Source organism: Sulfitobacter sp. IGS-18 (assembly GCF_059628195.1).
The window spans coordinates 2320443-2337700 of the sequence record NZ_CM184556.1 but is presented as its reverse complement, the minus strand read 5'-3'; the positions used below and the strand labels follow the sequence as shown (position 1 = coordinate 2337700).

General features: G+C 63.4%; 13 protein-coding genes. 3 read left to right on the top strand and 10 right to left on the bottom strand.

Annotated features, from left to right (window positions below):
- The first annotated feature begins 39 nt into the window (after positions 1 to 39).
- Positions 40 to 1353 carry an alpha/beta hydrolase family protein gene (locus ACWNZ3_RS11285; RefSeq protein WP_496899995.1) on the top strand — a complete coding sequence of 438 codons (1314 nt, stop codon included), beginning with the start codon at positions 40 to 42 and terminating at the stop codon, positions 1351 to 1353.
- Between the two features lie 273 nt (positions 1354 to 1626).
- Here the strand turns inward: ACWNZ3_RS11285 and ACWNZ3_RS11280 are convergent, their stop codons facing one another.
- From ACWNZ3_RS11280 to ACWNZ3_RS11240, 9 genes are all read right to left on the bottom strand, one after another.
- Complete coding sequence (locus ACWNZ3_RS11280; RefSeq protein WP_496899994.1) at positions 1627 to 3126, bottom strand: replicative DNA helicase; 1500 nt, start codon at positions 3124 to 3126, stop codon at positions 1627 to 1629.
- 149 nt (positions 3127 to 3275) lie between these two features.
- Complete coding sequence (locus tag ACWNZ3_RS11275; protein ID WP_496899993.1) at positions 3276 to 3953, bottom strand: orotate phosphoribosyltransferase; 678 nt, start codon at positions 3951 to 3953, stop codon at positions 3276 to 3278.
- A gap of 51 nt (positions 3954 to 4004) precedes the next feature.
- Positions 4005 to 5036 carry a dihydroorotase gene (pyrC, locus tag ACWNZ3_RS11270; protein WP_496899992.1) on the bottom strand — a complete coding sequence of 344 codons (1032 nt, stop codon included), beginning with the start codon at positions 5034 to 5036 and terminating at the stop codon, positions 4005 to 4007.
- A gap of 225 nt (positions 5037 to 5261) precedes the next feature.
- The gene (locus tag ACWNZ3_RS11265) at positions 5262 to 6194 is read right to left on the bottom strand and encodes a phosphoadenosine phosphosulfate reductase (RefSeq protein ID WP_496899991.1); all 933 of its coding nucleotides are present in this window, start codon (positions 6192 to 6194) and stop codon (positions 5262 to 5264) included.
- 204 nt (positions 6195 to 6398) lie between these two features.
- Complete coding sequence (locus tag ACWNZ3_RS11260; RefSeq protein ID WP_496899990.1) at positions 6399 to 7448, bottom strand: glycosyltransferase family 2 protein; 1050 nt, start codon at positions 7446 to 7448, stop codon at positions 6399 to 6401.
- Positions 7449 to 8159 (bottom strand): FkbM family methyltransferase, encoded by a 711-nt coding sequence (locus ACWNZ3_RS11255; RefSeq protein ID WP_114275509.1) that lies wholly within the window; start codon positions 8157 to 8159, stop codon positions 7449 to 7451.
- Positions 8160 to 8162: 3 nt separating this feature from the next.
- On the bottom strand, positions 8163 to 10517 hold the full coding sequence (locus ACWNZ3_RS11250) for a glycosyltransferase family 2 protein (protein WP_496899989.1): 2355 nt from the start codon (positions 10515 to 10517) through the stop codon (positions 8163 to 8165).
- On the bottom strand, positions 10518 to 11153 hold the full coding sequence (locus ACWNZ3_RS11245) for a sulfotransferase (RefSeq protein WP_496899988.1): 636 nt from the start codon (positions 11151 to 11153) through the stop codon (positions 10518 to 10520).
- Complete coding sequence (locus ACWNZ3_RS11240) at positions 11150 to 12184, bottom strand: glycosyltransferase family 2 protein (protein ID WP_496899987.1); 1035 nt, start codon at positions 12182 to 12184, stop codon at positions 11150 to 11152. Before ACWNZ3_RS11240 ends, ACWNZ3_RS11245 begins: the two co-directional genes overlap by 4 nt.
- Before the next feature lie 232 nt (positions 12185 to 12416).
- Here ACWNZ3_RS11240 and ACWNZ3_RS11235 point away from each other — a divergent pair, with 232 nt between their 5' ends.
- Positions 12417 to 13325, top strand: coding sequence for an AAA family ATPase (locus tag ACWNZ3_RS11235; protein WP_496899986.1), 909 nt, complete (start codon positions 12417 to 12419; stop codon positions 13323 to 13325).
- A gap of 63 nt (positions 13326 to 13388) precedes the next feature.
- Entirely contained in the window at positions 13389 to 14666 is a 1278-nt protein-coding gene (locus ACWNZ3_RS11230) for a vWA domain-containing protein (RefSeq protein ID WP_496899985.1), read from the top strand.
- Between the two features lie 220 nt (positions 14667 to 14886).
- Here ACWNZ3_RS11230 and purL read toward each other — a convergent pair whose 3' ends face one another.
- On the bottom strand, positions 14887 to 17046 hold the full coding sequence (gene purL / locus ACWNZ3_RS11225) for a phosphoribosylformylglycinamidine synthase subunit PurL (protein WP_496899984.1): 2160 nt from the start codon (positions 17044 to 17046) through the stop codon (positions 14887 to 14889).
- Positions 17047 to 17258: the final 212 nt, after the last annotated feature.

The window sequence follows — 17258 nt, the reverse complement described above, 5'->3', positions numbered from 1 at the left end:
GCGCCTAAGGTCTGGATGCACTCATAAAGGGAGAGGACCATGAAACATCTTATCATCGCCACGGCGACGGTTGCCCTGGGGACGGGGGGCGCATTGGCCGAAAATCGCATCGACACCCAACTGCCAAACGCGCCGGAACTGGCAGCCTACGGAGCGCTGCCGGTCGGGGTCCGCACGATCGAGATGGTCAATCCCGGCCAGATCGACATCCTGGCCATCGACCCGCAGGCGGAAAAGCCCGCCGAATGGCCCCGCTATGACCGTCCGCTGACGGTGGAGATGTGGTATCCTGCGACAGAGGGGGCCGAGGGCGATACCAGCATGAAGGCCTATCTGCGCGACGGTGTCACCGAGGTCACACTGGTCGGAAAGGCCCACCGGGACGCAGAGCCTGCGGCGGGCGCGGCGGCCTATCCGCTGGTGCTGATCAGCCATGGCTATCCCGGCAACCGGTTCCTGATGTCGCATCTGGCAGAAAATCTGGCCTCCAAGGGCTATGTGGTGGCCTCCATCGACCATACCGACAGCACCTATCGCACCCAGGCGGCCTTCGGCTCGACCCTGGTGAACCGGTCGCTGGACCAGCTTTTCGTGCTGGAGCAGATGGCGCAGAAGGCGGCCGAGGGCGGTGAGTTCGCGGGGCTCTACGACGCCGGAAACACCGGGTTGATCGGCTATTCCATGGGCGGATACGGCGCCGTGATCACCGCCGGGGGCGGCGTGACCGAAGCCTCGGTCGGCTATCCATGGGGAGGGCCGCATGGCGCGCTGGGCATCCATCAGGCCGGGTCCGAAACCCACAAGAACCTGCCCGATCCGCGCATCAAGACCGCCGTTGCCTTTGGCCCCTGGGGGATGAACACCGGGTTCTGGGACGCCGAAGGCCTGGCAGGCGTGCAGATTCCGATGCTCTTCATTGCGGGTTCGCGGGATGAGACATCGCTTTATGAAAAGGGTGTGCGGGCAATCTGGGAAAACGTATCGGGCGTGAAGACGGCGCTGCTGACCTACATCAATGCGGATCACAACGCCGGTGCGCCGATGCCCGCCCCGGAGGAAAGCTATTATTTCAGCGAGGAAAAGGGGTTCAACATTTCCGAACATTACACGGATGCGGTCTGGGACACCGCGCGGATGAACAACATCGCGCAGCATTTCGTGACCGCCTGGCTGGATGAACAGCTGAAAGGCGATGCCGGGGCGGGTGCCTACCTCGACCTGGTGGAAAACTCCAACGATGGTGTCTGGTCGATGAACGAGGACGGCACTGAAAAGGAAGACCACAGCTATTGGAAAGGCTTTCCGGAAGGCACGGCCAAGGGGCTGGTCTATGAGGTCAAATCGCCCGAATGAATGACAAAGGGCACCGGCATTGGCGCGGTGCCCTACCTGCCGGGGGCGATTTTTTCGAAAAAATCGGTCCGGAATTTTTGAAAATTCCGGCGCGGGACGCGGCAGGGCCGGTGCCCTGATCCTCGCTTTTGCGGCAGCCGCCCTGCATCGCCGGGACGAACCGATCAATGACGAAGGACACCGGCTTTTGCACGGTGCCCTTTCAATAGGAGGCGATTTTTTCGAAAAAATCGGCACGGAATTTTTGAAAATTCCGGCGCGGATCGCAGGCCGTCAGAATTCCTGATCGTTGCCGCCGTTTTGCTGCCAGGGCTTGGCCAGGTTGCCAAAGCGGGTAAAGCGCCCTTCAAAGCTGAGGTCGACCGTGCCGATGGGACCATGGCGCTGCTTGCCGATCACCACCTCGGCGCGGCCATGCAGGCGTTCCATTTCTTCCTGCCAGGCGGCCATTTTTTCCAGCTCGTGGTCACCGGGTTTCTCGCGTTCCTTGTAGTATTCCTCGCGGAACACGAACATCACCACATCGGCATCCTGTTCGATGGAACCCGATTCACGCAGGTCCGACAGCTGTGGCCGTTTGTCCTCGCGGCTTTCCACCTGGCGGGAAAGCTGGGACAGGGCAATGACCGGAATGTCCAGCTCCTTGGCGATGGCCTTGAGGCCCATGGTGATCTCGGAAATCTCGTTCACCCGGTTCTCGGACTTGCCGGTGCCGCGCACCAGCTGCAGGTAGTCCACGATCAGCAGGTCAAGGCCATGGGTCCGTTTCAGGCGGCGTGCGCGGGCGGCCAGTTGGCTGATCGGCAGGGCGGGCGTATCGTCGATGAATAGCGGGCAGGCCTCCAGCGCCTTGGCGGCATCGACAAAGCGGCGGAACTCGGCCTCTGTCATGTCACCGGACCGGATCTGCTGGGAGGGAATCTCGGCGGCTTCGGAGAGGATGCGCGCGGCCAGCTGTTCCGCGCTCATCTCCAGCGAATAAAACCCCACGACGCCGCCATCGACGGCCCCTTCGGTGCCATCATGGGTCAGCCCGCGCTTATAGGCCTTGGCGACGTTGAAGGCGATGTTGGTCGCCAGCGAGGTCTTGCCCATGGAGGGGCGGCCCGCGAGGATCAGCAGGTCGGAGCGGTGCAGCCCGCCTAGCTTGGCATCCATGTCAATGAGCCCGGTGGAGACACCCGAGAGCCCCCCGTCGCGTTGATAGGCCGCGTTGGCGACATTAACAGCGTCCGTTACCGCCTTGAGAAAGCTCTGAAATCCGCTTTCGACCTGGCCCTGTTCGGCCAGTTGGTAGAGTTTCTGTTCCGCTTCGACGATCTGTTCGCGCGGCTCTGAATCGATATCGACCTGTGCCGCCTTGGCAGAGATGTCGCGGCCCAGCTGGATCAGATCGCGGCGCACCGCGAGGTCATAGATCATCTGGGCATAGTCGCGCACCGCAAAGGCGCTGATCGCCGCACCGGCAAGGCGGGCCAGATAGGCCGGTCCGCCCAGTTCCTTGAGGCCCTCGTCGTCTTCCATGAAGGCCTTGAGGGTCACCGGGCTGGCGAGGTTGTTCTTGGCGATCCGCTGAGCCGCGATGTCATAGATGCGGGCATGAACGGGGTCGTAGAAATGCCTGGCCCCGATGATGGAGGCGACACGGTCATAGATGTCGTTATTGGTCAGGATCGCGCCCAGAAGCTGTTGCTCGGCCTCGATGGAATGCGGCATCGTTTCCGGTGCCTGCACGGCGATATTGTTCGCGTTCAGCGACGTGATCTCGTTCATTGTCTCACCCGTTTGTCCCCAGGGCTGTCATAGGCAGCGCGCTGCGCGGGGGCAAATTGTATGTTTTTGTGGATATCTGGTGGAGAACCGCCCGCACACCACATCTTGCCCGGGAAAGGGCCTCCGGGTCAAGATGAGGTGGGAAATCCTCAGGATTTATGGGCGTCCTGCCATGCCTTCGGGGCGTTGAGGAAGCTTTCCACTTCCTGCAGCGTCTTGGTGTCAAAGGCGTTCTGCGCCCTGACTTCGGCCAGCACATCCCACCATGTGCAGAGCGCATGCAGGGTAACGCCATGATCACCCAATGTCTTTTCGGTCTGCGGAAAGATGCCGTAGTAGAAGATCACCGTCGTGTGCGCGCAGCTCGCGCCGGTGTCGCGAATCGCATCCACGAAGCTGAGCTTGGATCCGCCGTCGGTGGTCAGATCCTCGACCAGCAGCACGCGCTGGCCTTCGCTCATGTCGCCCTCGATACGGGCATTGCGCCCGTAGCCCTTGGGTTTCTTGCGCACATAGGTCATCGGCAGGCCCATGCGTTCGGCCACCAGGGCGGCAAAGGGGATACCGGCCGTTTCGCCGCCCGCGATGTTGTCGAAGGCCTCAAAGCCTGCGTTGCGCATCACGGTCACGGTCAGGAAATCCATCAGCGTGGCACGGATGCGGGGGTAGGAGATCAGCTTGCGGCAGTCGATATAGGTCGGACTGGGTAGGCCGGAGGCCAGGATGAACGGTTCCGCGGCGTTGAAATGGACCGCCTTGATCTCAAGCAGCATCCGGGCGGTGAGGCGGGCCATTTCCTGTGGCGAGGGATAGCTGGTTGGGATCATCGGTTGCGTCCTTTGCTGGCGGTGCTTTGGTGTATTTTGGGAACAATGAAATCAGGCGGTCCAGTGCAGCGGCATGGCCGGATCGAAAACCGTGACCGGGCCATCGGGGGTGTCGATATGGCCGGGAAAATCCGGGGTTTCGCGCACCAGGGTCAGGGTATCCTCGTTCACGGACAGGCCGTAGAAGGCCGGGCCATTGCGGGAGGCAAAGGCCTCCAGCCGGTCAAGCGCCGCCTCCTGTTCAAAGACTTCGGCGAGGATGGACATGGTGTTGGGGGCGGTGAAACAGCCGGCACAGCCGCAGGGCAGCAGCTTGTTGGCATCCGTATGCGGCGCGCTGTCGGTGCCCAGAAAGAACCTGGCATCGCCGCTGGTCGCGGCGCGGCGCAGGGCCAGGCGGTGGGTTTCGCGCTTGGCCACCGGCAGGCAGTAGTAATGCGGTTTGATGCCCCCGGCGAGGATGTGGTTGCGGTTGATCACCAGGTGATGGGTGGTGATCGTTGCGGCAAGGTTCCGGTCCGAGGCCATCACATAGTCGACCGCATCGGAGGTGGTGATATGTTCCATCACCACGCGCAGCTCCGGGTGGGCCTTGCGGATCGGGTCCAGCACCCGTTCGATGAACACCGCCTCGCGGTCGAAGATGTCGATGGCCGGATCGGTGACTTCGCCATGGGTGCAAAGCGGCAGGCCGATTTCTGCCATCCTGCCCAGGACAGCGGCCACGCGGGAAAAGTCGGAGACGCCGCTGGCGGAATTGGTGGTGGCCCCGGCGGGATAGAGTTTGACCGCGTGGATCAGCCCCGAGGCATGGGCCTGTGCCACGTCGTCGGGGTCGGTGTCTTCGGTCAGATAGAGGGTCATGAGGGGGGTGAAATCAGCCCCCTCTGGCAGGGCCGCGAGAATCCGGTCGCGGTAGGCGGCGGCCTCGGCCCCGGTCACCACGGGCGGCACCAGGTTGGGCATGATGATGGCGCGGGCGAAATGCTGCGCGGTATGGGGCAGAACGGCGCGCAGCATGTCGCCGTCGCGCAGGTGCAGGTGCCAGTCATCCGGGCGGCGGATTGTCAGTGTCTGTGTCATGGCCTCGCGCTAGCACAATGGCGGCGGGGGGGCCAGTATCCTTTGGCAATTCCGGGGCAGAAGGTGACCCGTGGCGCGCTGGTGCCTTGTCCGGGGCGCCTGCTGCCAAGACATGTCAAACATGACATGTCATCATTCGGGGGTGGGGCGTCGGGCAGGTCGATCGAGCAGGTAGAGCGCGTCGAGCCGGAGTTGTGCGTGAGGGGCAGGCGGCGCGGGATCAGATCACCCTTCGCCGCGCGCCTTTTCCAGTTGCGCCAGCCGGTTCACAAAGCGCCGCCCGCCAATGCGTCCGGCGACATTGCGGCACAGCATCTCGATCAGCCCGTCGCGGTCGTCGTCGTCCAGCGCGTTCAGCAGATTGCGCAGATAGGGGCGGTATTCGCGCCGCGCGCGATAGGTGGTGGCAAAAGCCGCCGCATCAAGGCTGCCGTCGGCGGCTGCGATCAGCAGGGGGGCCCATTGTTCCATCTCAAGCAGATCGGTCTGCAGGGCATCGCCCATGAAGCGCATGCGCAGCTTGGTCACATTGGGGCGGGTGAACAGCGCCGCATGCATCGCGTCCAGCGCCTCGCGCGGGTCATAAAGCACATAGGCGTGGTCGGCGGCATCCAGCATGTCGGGGGCATAGCCGTAGCGGGATGTGAAATCCTGCAGGCGCATGTCGGTAAACCGCGGGTCCCATTCGGTGACGCGCGGATCCAGCGTGGCCTGCGGCTGGATTGCCAGCACCCGGGCACCGGGGGAGGCAACGGAATAGGCCGCAGCGGCATAGCCGCAGGGCCCCGCGCCATAGAACAGCACGGTCTCGAATTCGTCAAAGAACCCATCGTCGATCAGCCGGTCGAAATAGCGATGTACCGCCTGGTCGCGAAACCAGGTGTCGCCGTCGCTGGCAAGGCACAGGTGCGACCAGTTGCCCGTCTCGATCATTTCCCAGCCCAGCGGCTGTGCCTTGTCCGACAGCGCATGCATGCCCTGAATGGTTTCAAAGCTGACCAGAAGGGTTGAATCACGCTCAATGAAGGCCGCGAAATGGCGCTTGCCCAGGGGTTCGAAATACCCGTCTTCCTCACACAGTTCAGACACCGCGGCGAGCCAGTCCCGTTTGGACAGGTCAGCCAGCGAAGACTTCAGGGTAAGGGGTTCGTCAGCCATTGCCGCATCCTCAAGCCGGTTTCATACGTCTGGAGCGTATGATTATGCAGGCAATAGATCGGGAATGCGGCAAAAATTGGGAGAAATTTTGCGAAATTGGCGCTACAGCGTTTCGGGATAAACTTGAAACATCCCGCGTCACTTTTCGCGTTCGACCGAAGGGAGAGGCAGCGAACAAGTGATTCAGGTATATCCCGAAGCGCTTTAATCGCCCTTGCTCTGCCGCGCCAGGTTGGCGTGATGCACCAGGAAACGGGCGGCCTGCCGGGGCAGGGGCTGGGTCGGCTGTGCCATCATCAGCCTGCCAAAGAGGGCGCGGAAGGGTTCAAGGCGCAGCAATGCCTCGAACCTTTGCTTGCGCCAGGTGACGGCGGCGTCATGTAGCGCGGCCAGGGTGGGATCGGCGCGCAATTCGTTCAGCAGGGCATCGCGCCGGGGGGCGATGGCATTGATGCTGGTGTCGCTGTCGGTGTTGAAATTCCGCTCCACGAAGTAATCCAGCCCCAGCAGGTGATCCGAATGCACCGCGCGGCCCCGGTCGGCCTTGAGCACATAGGATTCAAGCGCGCCCAGCGGATAATGGTTGAGCTGCGCCAGACCGTAATTGTCCTGGCCGAAGTTGGAGAAGATGCGTTTGGTCTTGAACTGGTCGGGCAGGGGGCGGCCATGGCCATCGAACCAGCGAGCTTGTTCCAGCCGCGCGGGGTCGGGCGCGCGGGGGCGGTGGACGCCCGGTTTGCCGTAGGTGCCGTCATTGCGGTAAAGCGTCTTGAACATCGCCGCGCGCCAGGGCCAGTGCAGAACGGCAGGGGCGCATCGGGTGAAGGTCTCTGTCACCGGGGTATCCTGATAGCGGACCTGACCCGCCGTACCGAAGAGCCGCCAGGTGAGCGTGATCGCCGTGGCCTCCGGCAGGGCGGCGTGCAGGGCGGCGAGCGTATGGTCGCCGGTGTGGATGTTGACGAATTCATCCACATCCAGCGGCAACAGCCAGTCGGCGCGGCGCAGCTCTTTGCGCTTTGCCGCCGCCTTCAGCGCGGTGAACTGGATGCCGCCCTTGTCATAGGGGCCGTCGTTGCGCAGATGGGTCAGCCAGCCCTGCGTCGCCAGATGGTCCAGCATGTCATCGGTGCCATCCTGACAATCATTCGAAAAGACGACAAAATGGTCAAAGCCCACCGCGCGGTGATGGGCCAGCCATTCCAGCAGGAAAGCGCCCTCGTTGCGGACGCACAAAAGCGCGGTATGGGTCACTTACCAATCCGTGCGGAAACAGACGACCTTGCCCTGCGAGCCGCGGTGGTAATAGGCGAGGCCCGCATCCATGAAGGCGCGGAAGATCTTGTTGATCCCCTCGGGGCCGATCCATTGCGGATGGGTCTCCAGGATCGCGGCGCGCAGGCCTGACAGGTCCATCTGCGGGATCAGATCCGCTTCGGCCCCTTCGATGTCGCAGATCAGCACATTGGGTTTGATCTCTTTCATCACCGTGTTCATGTTCAGCACGTCGACCTTGGTGGCGGGCGGGTCCACTTCACCCTCCAGCACCTGCAGCGAGGAGCCCAGCAGCGCGTCGCGGACATAGAAATCGACGGTGCCCTTGCGGGGGCCGAGAATGGCATTGGTCACCGAGGCGTTTTTCACGCCATTGGCGGCATGTACGGTCTGGATATAGGGGATCAGGTGCGGATTGGCCTCGAAGGAATGGACCGAGGCGATCTTGCGTTTGGTGGCGACCAGGGTGGACATATAGCCGATGCCGGCCCCCAGTTCCATCACCACATCGCCCTCGCGCACGACCCGCAGGGCGGCCTCGGTCTCCTTGGCTTCATACTGGTTGGTGCGCAACAGCTTGCGGACGCGGCCCTGGATGATGTCGGGATGTTTGGGGAATCGCATGCCGCGTGACATCACGAATTGGGCGTTCGTCTTGCGTCCGGGCGTATCGACTGTGTTACCGTCCATGTCTCAACTCTCCATGTCGAGCGAGAGCGCATAGGCCACCCGCTCCGTTTCGTTCAGTTTGACCTCCAGCGCCTGCGTGTAAAGGTCGCGGAACTCCGGCATGCCATGCAATTCGCGTGCCTTGGCCTTGTGCCATTCAAAGCCCGCCTCATGGGCCGCGCGCAGGATGTCATCCTGCATCAGCCTGTCGTATTCGGCGCGCACGCGTGGGATGTTGCGCTTGATGGTGATGTCGCGGAAATCGGACCAGTCCATGCGGATCCAGTAGTTGATCCCGATGGAGCGGTCCACATGCAGGGCGCGGCCCCGCTGGCGCTTGATCAGGAAACTTTCAGCCGAGCGCAGGGCATAATGGTTCAGTTGCAAAAGGTCGTAGCCCACGTTCTTTTTCGACGACCGCCAGCCGTTATGGGCGGCATCGCGGGTCATGTCACGGCCCGATCCGTTGACCCATTTTACCTTGTCTTCAAAGGGTTGCGCCAGCTTGTTGGGCCTGTGGCAGGACAGTTTCGCATAGGCCCCGATGTTGCGGAACATGGTCTTGAACCCCCAGACCGTATGCGGCTTGGGGCAGTATTTCGGCGCGCAGGTATCGAACTGGTCGATCACGAATTCATCGCGCAGCTGCGTCACGCCGTTGTGGCCGAAGAGCCGCCAGGTCATCGCGACATTGGTGGCATCGGGCACAGCGGCAAAGAAGTCCTCCAGCGTGCCATTACCGGTGCGCACGTTCATGAATTCATCCACGTCGATATGGATGATCCACTCCGCATTCTCGATCACCGGTTCCTTCATCGCCTGGTTCAACGCGTATTGCTGGGGCGAATTGCCCTTCCAGTTGTCGTTGTTGCGGTGCTGGATCACGCCCATTTCCTGCAAATGGCCCAGCACCGCATCGGTGCCGTCGCTGCAATCGTTGGTGTAGATCAGGAAGTTATCGACCCCGATGGCGCGGTGATAGGCGATCCATTCGACGATATAGGGCGCTTCGTTCTTCATGCAGCCGACGATCACATTGCCGGTTGAGCCGGGTTTCAGCACCCGTGCCGGGGCAGGTGTATAGGCCGCGCCCAATTCCTCCTCGTTCACCGCGCCAAGGTTGTTATGGGGCCGGAACTGGGTGGAAAGCACCATCTGGTGATTGACCTTCACCCGGTTCAGCAGCCGCGTGTTGGCGTCCTGTTGGGCGTCATCCCGGCTGTCCGCCGGCAGCAACTCGTCGAACTTTTCCGCCGCTTCCTCCACCGCTTCGGCTTCGGCGCGCTTGCTGGCCATCGGGGTGGCGTTCTTGTTGATGCCAAAGGCAAAGGCGGCAAGATATTGCGTCGCGCGGAACCCCTGGGTGGGGTCCGCTTCCTGCCAGTCGGGGGCAGGCGCATCCGGCGTCAGCGCCGCCTTGAGGTCGGGAAAGCCTTTGACCAATGCCGCATTGGCGGATTTGAAATGTTTCGAGATCGCATGCAGGCTGCCCGGCGCGATTTCCGGCCCGCCGACGCGCACCGCCAAGCGGATCTGCTGGCAGAAGTCGCGCGCAATGATGATCTGTTTGGCCCGGGCATAGCGCGCCAGACCTTCATTCATCTGCCTGATCCGGGTGAGGGAGGCGGCCGCCTCCTGCTGCGGGATGCGGTCCGGCTGTACCTTGCCAAGCGATTTGACCCCCAGCACAGCTTCCAGCTCCGCCGTGCCTGTTTCGGAACAAAGCGCGGGCAGATCCAGGGGGCGCAATGTCACCCGGCCCTTGCCAAATGCCTTTTCCCATGCCGCCAGCAGCGCCTTGTAGTCCAGCCAGAAAGGCGGGCATTGCACATCGTTGAACTGCGCCAGATAGCTGTCGTTTTCGCCCCTGAGCGCCAGTGCCCCCTTCCACCAGTCCTTTTGCCCCGCCAGTGCCAGTTCCTGCCCCAGATCGCGCCGCCGCCCGTCCAGCACCGCAAGATTGTAGTGCTGCGTCAGGGCGCGTGCCTGTTCCTCCAGATGCGCCACGATCTCGATCCGCTCGAAATGCGGCGCCAGCAGATCGTGCAGCCGCGCCAGTTCCGCGGGCCGGGACAGCAGGCTGCCCAGCTGCGCCGCAGCCAGAACCACATGATTGCCCTTCATTTCGGGCAATTCCCTAGCCAGCAGGCTCTGGAACTCCGCCGTCAGGGTCTGTTGCACCAGCGGATTGTCTAGCCCCCGCTTGTGGCGCAGCGAACTGATTTCTTCGGCCTCGGCGCAGGCGGCATAAAGGCGTACATGGTTCCAGTCGGGGGCCATGATCCCCTGTTTGGCCAGCGACGCTTCCTTCTCCTTGAAAAGCCCCCGCAGCCGCATGGCGGCTTTCTCTGTGGGGCCGATGAACAGCGTCAGACGCATCTAGCCGGCCTCCTGCGCCTGGGGCTTGCCCATGTTGCTCTGTCCCCACCAGGGCAGGTCAAGGCCCAGGTAGCTTCCGATCTTCTCCGGCGCATCCGCATCTTCGATGTCGTATTCCATGAAATTGCCGGCCCCCGCAAAGACACGGCGGCAAAAGGCGTAATGCCCCGCCATCCAGCGCGCCAGCTCGGCCTCCGTACTGCCGAAACCGCGCGGCAGGCCGGGGATATCGGCCTGCGGCAGGCGGCGCTTGCCCAGATTGTTCCAGCGCATCATGCTGTTGGCGGCTTTCGCCGGGTCACGGGTGGTCAGGATGAACCGCACACCGGGATGATGCGCGGCAATGGCGCTGATCAGCCCCCAGTCGGTCTGCGGCCAGAGCGAGCGGTCCTGGCGCACCGCGGACATTTCATTGATGACGTCGAATTCATCCAGCCGCGCCAGCGGATCGCCACTGGCAAAGTAATCCTCGTAGATCACCTTGCCCAGGTGCTGGCGGGGAATGTCGCTGCGGCTGCTCTGGCCGGGGCGGATCTTCCAGTCCGCCACCGTCAGACCGGCCTGACGCAGCGCATCCGTCAGCGTGGTGGTGCCGGTTTTCGGCAGGGCGAGGTTGACGACACGCAAACGGCTCAAAGCGCTTCCCCCGGCTGCAGACCGATCGCGTCGCGCAGGGCGGCTTCGGCCGCGGCATAGGGGCTGGCTGCGCGCAATTGCGCCTGCATCTCGCGGTAGCTCTCCTGCGCCAGCAGGGCATCGCGTTTCGCGCGGTGCAGGCGCACCGCCTCGTCATGCAAGTCGCCCACACCTTCCAGCGCCTTCAACCTGTCCATCTCGGCCCGCAGTGCCGCTTCGTAGCGCAGGATACTGTCGTCGAACCAGGCCCCGTCGTTGCGTTCGCGCCAGTAGGTATCGTCAAAGGCACGGTGTTCGCGGTTCACATCGCCGCGGTCGTTCTTGACCAGATAACTGTCGAGCGAGCGCAGGGCATAATGGTTGAGCGTGGCAAATTCCCGCGCCCCTCTTGCGGGATAGGCGCGGATGCGGCGCTTGTTCGACTGCTTGCGAAACGGCGGTGGCACAGGGCGGCCTGATCCGTCGGTCCATTGCGGGCGTTCCTTTGCCTCGTCGTGGAAGGGGCGGTGCGCGCCGTAATATTCCAGCGGGAAATCCCCGCGCACCAGGCTTTTGACCTCGATCGCGGTCTCGGCGCACCAGATGTCCGGATTGTGACAGCGCAGGAACTGGGTGATCACCGGCGCATCCTCAAATGCCTCCACCCCGCCATTGGCCATGAACTGAAAGGTCACCGATATCGCCTTGGGATTGCCGCAGGCCGCAATCAGGGCGGAGATCGTATGATCGCCCACATGGATGTTCAGGAATTCGTCCACATCCGCGACCCAGACCCAATCGGCCGATCTGATCAGCGGATGCCGCCGGGCCTTCTTCAGCGCCTGCATCTGGTAATTGCGGTTGGTTGCCGGGTTCGGCAGATGCGCACAGATGCCATGCCCCTCCAGCCGGTCCAGCAGCCGGTCCGTCGCATCGGTGCAATCGTTGGAATAAAACAGGAAATCAGTGACGCCGATGATCCGATGAAAGGCGATCCATTCCAGCAGGAAGGGCCCTTCGTTCTTGACGCAGGTGACTGCCGTGATGCGCATGGCCTCAGCCGCCGACCGTCATCGGGGTGTCTGTTGTCTGTCTCATCTTCCGCCTCTGGGTTCGGTGGCAGGATGCCCCCAACCTCATCTTTATTCGTAAATATTATGGCAGCGCGGTGGAATCGCGTCAATCTGGCGCGTATCTGTGGGGGTGCGCGTGACAAATCGGCACTTTTTGGCACCTTGACCCCGCCCGGTGCAGATGCACCTTTGTCAGCAGCGGGGAGGCACCATGACAGAAATGACATCCATCGACGCGGTCCAGAAGATGCTGGATGCGCAAGGCTACGTTTGCGGGCGCGCGCTTGCCACGGTCGTGTTCCTGAGCCTCAGGCTGGGCCGGCCGCTGTTCCTTGAAGGGGAGGCGGGCGTCGGCAAGACCGAGATTGCCAAGGCCATGGCGGCCGGGCTGAACCGCCGGTTGATCCGCCTGCAATGTTACGAGGGGCTGGATGCGGCATCGGCGGTCTATGAATGGAACTTTCCGGCCCAGATGGTGGCGATCCGCAGCGCCGAGGCAACGGGAGGCACGGACAGTGCCGCGCTCACCAGATCGCTTTTCAGCGACGAATTCCTGATCGAACGCCCGCTGCTGCAGGCCCTGCGACCGGATGAGAACGGCGCGCCGATCCTGCTGATCGACGAGCTGGACCGCACCGATGCGCCTTTCGAGGCCTTCCTGCTGGAGGCGCTCAGCGATTTTCAGGTCACCATCCCCGAGATGGGCACCATCAGGGCGCCGGAGCCGCCCATCGTCATCCTGACCTCCAACCGCACGCGGGAGGTGCATGACGCGCTCAAGCGCCGCTGTCTCTATCACTGGGTGGATTATCCCGACTTCGGGCGCGAGATGGAAATTCTTGCCGCCCGCGCGCCCGAAGCGGCAGAGGCGCTGAGCCGCGAGGTGGTGGCCTTTGTCCAGCAGCTGCGCACCGAGGATCTGTTCAAGAAACCCGGCGTGGCCGAAACCATCGACTGGGCCAAATGCCTGCTGGCGCTGGACGTGATGACCCTCTCGCCCGAGGTGATCGCGGATACGCTGGGTGCGGTGCTGAAATACCAGGACGACATCGCCAAATTGCAGGGATCCGAGGCCAAGCGCATTCTCGACCAGGCGCGCGCCAGCCTGGAACCGGCATGATCCTCTTTTTGGCAGAAAATATCTCGGGAGGTTTGGAGGGCAGCGCCCTCCATTCAGCCAGTCATGGCTGAACTGCCGCCGCTTGAATTGCCCGATGACCCCAAGCTTGCGGGCAACATCACCCATTTCGCCCGCGCCCTGCGCCGGGCCGGCCTGCCCATCGGGCCGGGCCGGGTGATCGACGCGATCCGCGCAGTCCAGGCGGCAGGCTTTACCGACCGGCGCGACTTCTACTGGATCTTGCATGCCTGTTTCGTGAACCGGCCCGAACACAGGCGCGTCTTTGCCCAGCTGTTCCGGCTCTACTGGCGCGATCCGCGGTACCTTGAACATATGATGGCCGCGATGCTGCCCGCGATCCGGGGGGTGCAGGAGGACCGGCCCGCGCAACCGGCCGAGAAACGCGCGGCGGAGGCGCTGCTGGACGGGGCAGAGGCCCCGCCGGGCGAGGATGCGGAGGAGCCGCGCGACGAGGATGCGCTGATCGAGCTGGACGCAAGCCTGACCATGTCCGCTGCGGAACGGCTGAAGACGCTGGATTTCGAACAGATGAGCCTGGCGGAGATGGCCGAGGCGAAACGGATGCTGGCGCGGCTGAAGCTGCCGGTGAAACCGATCCCCTCCCGGCGTGGAATGGTGTCGCAGCGGGGCCGGATCGACGCCGCCCGCAGCCTGCGCGGTGCCCTGCGGCGGGGCGGGGAGATGGACAGGCTCGCCTTCAAGACACCGCGTCCGCGCTATCCCAACCTCGTGGTGCTTTGCGACATTTCCGGGTCGATGAGCCAGTATTCCCGCGTGATCCTGCATTTCCTGCATGCGGTCAGCAATGCGCGCGGGGCGGGCTGGGCGCAGGTGCATGCCTTTACCTTCGGCACCCGGCTGACCAACATCACCCGGCACCTGGCCACCCGTGACGTGGATGCGGCACTGGCCGCCGCCGGGGCAGAGGCGCAGGACTGGGAGGGCGGCACGCGCATCGGGTCCTGTCTGGAGATGTTCAACCGCGACTGGTCGCGCCGGGTCATGGGGCAGGGCGCGGTGGTGCTGCTGATCACCGACGGGCTGGACCGGGATGCGGGCGGGGACGGCGTGAAAGAAAGTGACCTTGCGCGTCAGATGCAGCGCCTGCATCTGACGGCGCGGCGGCTGATCTGGCTGAACCCGCTGCTGCGCTGGGACGGGTTTGCGCCCAAGGCCGCGGGCATCCGTGCGATGCTGCCCCATGTGGACAGTTTTCGCGCAGGCCATTCGATTGCCTCGCTCGAAGAACTGGCGGCGGTGATCTCGAAACCGGATGACACCGGCGAGAAGACGCGCCTGATGGGGGTGTTGGAAAATTGAGCGCCTTAAGGCGCATTACATTATTGTTTTGCGCTGCAGGTCTCACCAAAACCAATGGATGTCGGACCCGTCTTTGATCGCGCCCGTCATGGCAACGCGCGCGGCGCTTCCCAAGGGAAATAGCCGTCTCCCCAAAGGGGCCCCTCGGCGATTTCCCTTGGCAATCACCCCGCGCGCCGCCGTTCCTTGCGCAAGCAAAGGCGGCTCCGAAACCAAAGGTTCAGGCGAAAGTGGCGGCGAAGGTGGTGCGGTAGGTCTCTGACAGGTCTGCCAATGGGGCGGAGACGCCGCCGAAGCTGACCTCGCTGCCGCCGAATTTGCCGACACTGGTCAAGGTCACGCCCGCGCGGGAGGCCGCGATCATCAGCGCCTCGGCCTGGTCGAAGTTGCAGGCAATCAGGTAGCGGGCCTGGTCCTCTCCGAAAAGGGTCGGGGTGTCGCCCGCGTCCAGCGTGACGCCGACGCCGGACTTTTCGGCAAGTTCGAAAGCCGCCAGTGCCAGACCGCCGTCGCTGAGGTCGGTGCAGGCCTTGATGTGGGCGCGGTTGGCGCGGATGAAATCGCCATGGGCCTTTTCCGCCGCCAGATCGACCGGCGGCGCGTCGCCTTCGACGCGGCCGTGGACACGGGCGAGCAGGGCGGACTGGCCCAGGTGGCCTGTGGTTTCGCCCAGTACCAGCGCCACATGGCCGTCGCGCACCTCGCAGCCGATGATCTCGTCGGGATGGGTGATCAGCCCCACCGCCCCGATGGTCGGGGTGGGCAGGATGCCGGTGCCGTCGGTCTCGTTGTAGAGCGAGACGTTGCCCGAGACGATCGGCATGTCCAGCGCGGTGACGGCGGCGCCGATCCCCTTGATGGCACCCACGAACTGGCCCATGATCGCGGGCTTTTCAGGGTTGCCGAAGTTCATGTTGTCGGTGGTCGCCAGCGGGGTCGCCCCCACGGCGGTCAGGTTGCGGTAGGCCTCGGCGACGGCCTGTTTGCCGCCCTCGACCGGGTTCGCCTTGACGTAGCGCGGTGTCACATCCGAGGTGAAGGCGATGGATTTGTCGGTGCCATGCACCCGGATGATGCCGGCCCCCAGACCCGGCGTGCGGGCGCTGTCGCCCATGACCATGGTGTCGTATTGCTCGTAGACCCAGGCCTTGGAGGCGTGGTTCGGATCGGACAGCAGTGCGCGCAGCCCGTCGATGGGATCGACCCCCGGCACATCGGTCAGCGGTGCTGGGGGGGGTGTTTCCTCCCAGGGGCGGTCATATTCGGGGGCGGTGGAGGCGAGTTTGCTCAGCGGCAGGTCGGCCTTGACCTCGCCGTTCAGGGTGATCAGGAAACGGTCTTCGGCAATGGTTTCGCCGACGATGGCGAAATCGAGGTCCCATTTCACGAAGACGGCGCGCGCCTCGGCCTCAAGCTCGGGCTTGAGCACCATGAGCATGCGCTCCTGGGATTCCGACAGCATCATTTCATAGGCGGTCATGTTCTCTTCGCGCTGGGGCACCGCTTCCAGGTTCAGCCGCACGCCCAACCCGCCCTTGTCGCCCATTTCCACCGCAGAGCAGGTCAGGCCCGCCGCGCCCATGTCCTGGATCGAGATCACCGCACCGGTGGCCATCAGTTCCAGCGTCGCTTCCATCAGGCGCTTTTCGGTGAAAGGGTCGCCGACCTGCACGGTGGGGCGCTTTTCTTCGATGGTGTCGTCGAATTCGGCAGAGGCCATGGTGGCCCCGCCAACGCCGTCACGCCCGGTCTTGGCACCAAGGTAGACGACCGGCATGCCGACGCCCGAGGCGGCGGAGTAGAAAATCTTGTCCGCATCCGCGAGGCCCGCGGCGAAGGCATTGACCAGGCAGTTGCCGTCATAGGCCGCGTCAAAGCGGACCTCGCCGCCCACGGTGGGCACGCCAAAGCAATTGCCGTAACCGCCGACACCCGCCACGACACCATGCACCAGCTGGCGCGTCTTGGGATGGTCGGGGCGGCCGAAGCTCAAGCTGTTCATCGCCGCGATGGGCCGCGCGCCCATGGTGAAAACATCACGCAGGATGCCCCCCACGCCGGTGGCTGCCCCCTGATAGGGTTCGATGTAGGAGGGGTGGTTGTGGCTTTCCATCTTGAAGACCAGCGCCTGACCGTCGCCGATATCGACCACGCCTGCGTTTTCGCCGGGGCCGCAGATCACCTGCGGGCCGGTGGTGGGCAGGGTGCGCAGCCACTTCTTGGAGGATTTGTAGGAACAATGTTCGTTCCACATGGCCGAGAAGATCCCCATCTCGGTGTAATTCGGCGCCCGTCCCAGGATCGCATTCACCTCGGCGAATTCCTCGGGGGTGAACCCGTGCGCTTTGATGATTTCCGGTGTGATCTCAGGTTCGGTCATGTGCGGTATCCCCGATGGCGTTCATGGGGCTGTCTTAATTGAAGCGCAGGAAGGGGAAAAGGGCAAAGCGGCCTTCAATCCGTGCTGTCAGGACCTGACCGGATGCTGTCGCGGGTTTGTCACGCAAGGCCGGTCGCGCGGGGCCAAAAAAAAGGCCGAGCACGAAGCTCGGCCCAAGTCCAACAGGGAGGTATGAAGCGACGCGCCTGGAA

Bases quoted from the DNA above. Each gene is read 5' to 3' on its own strand.
- ACWNZ3_RS11285 (WP_496899995.1), top strand. From the start codon at position 40: ATGAAACATCTTATCATCGCCACGGCGACGGTTGCCCTGGGGACGGGG.
- ACWNZ3_RS11280 (WP_496899994.1), bottom strand. From the start codon at position 3,126: ATGAACGAGATCACGTCGCTGAACGCGAACAATATCGCCGTGCAGGCA.
- ACWNZ3_RS11275 (WP_496899993.1), bottom strand. From the start codon at position 3,953: ATGATCCCAACCAGCTATCCCTCGCCACAGGAAATGGCCCGCCTCACC.
- pyrC (WP_496899992.1), bottom strand. From the start codon at position 5,036: ATGACACAGACACTGACAATCCGCCGCCCGGATGACTGGCACCTGCAC.
- ACWNZ3_RS11265 (WP_496899991.1), bottom strand. From the start codon at position 6,194: ATGGCTGACGAACCCCTTACCCTGAAGTCTTCGCTGGCTGACCTGTCC.
- ACWNZ3_RS11255 (WP_114275509.1), bottom strand. From the start codon at position 8,159: ATGGACGGTAACACAGTCGATACGCCCGGACGCAAGACGAACGCCCAA.
- ACWNZ3_RS11250 (WP_496899989.1), bottom strand. From the start codon at position 10,517: ATGCGTCTGACGCTGTTCATCGGCCCCACAGAGAAAGCCGCCATGCGG.
- ACWNZ3_RS11240 (WP_496899987.1), bottom strand. From the start codon at position 12,184: ATGCGCATCACGGCAGTCACCTGCGTCAAGAACGAAGGGCCCTTCCTG.
- ACWNZ3_RS11235 (WP_496899986.1), top strand. From the start codon at position 12,417: ATGACAGAAATGACATCCATCGACGCGGTCCAGAAGATGCTGGATGCG.
- ACWNZ3_RS11230 (WP_496899985.1), top strand. From the start codon at position 13,389: ATGGCTGAACTGCCGCCGCTTGAATTGCCCGATGACCCCAAGCTTGCG.
- purL (WP_496899984.1), bottom strand. From the start codon at position 17,046: ATGACCGAACCTGAGATCACACCGGAAATCATCAAAGCGCACGGGTTC.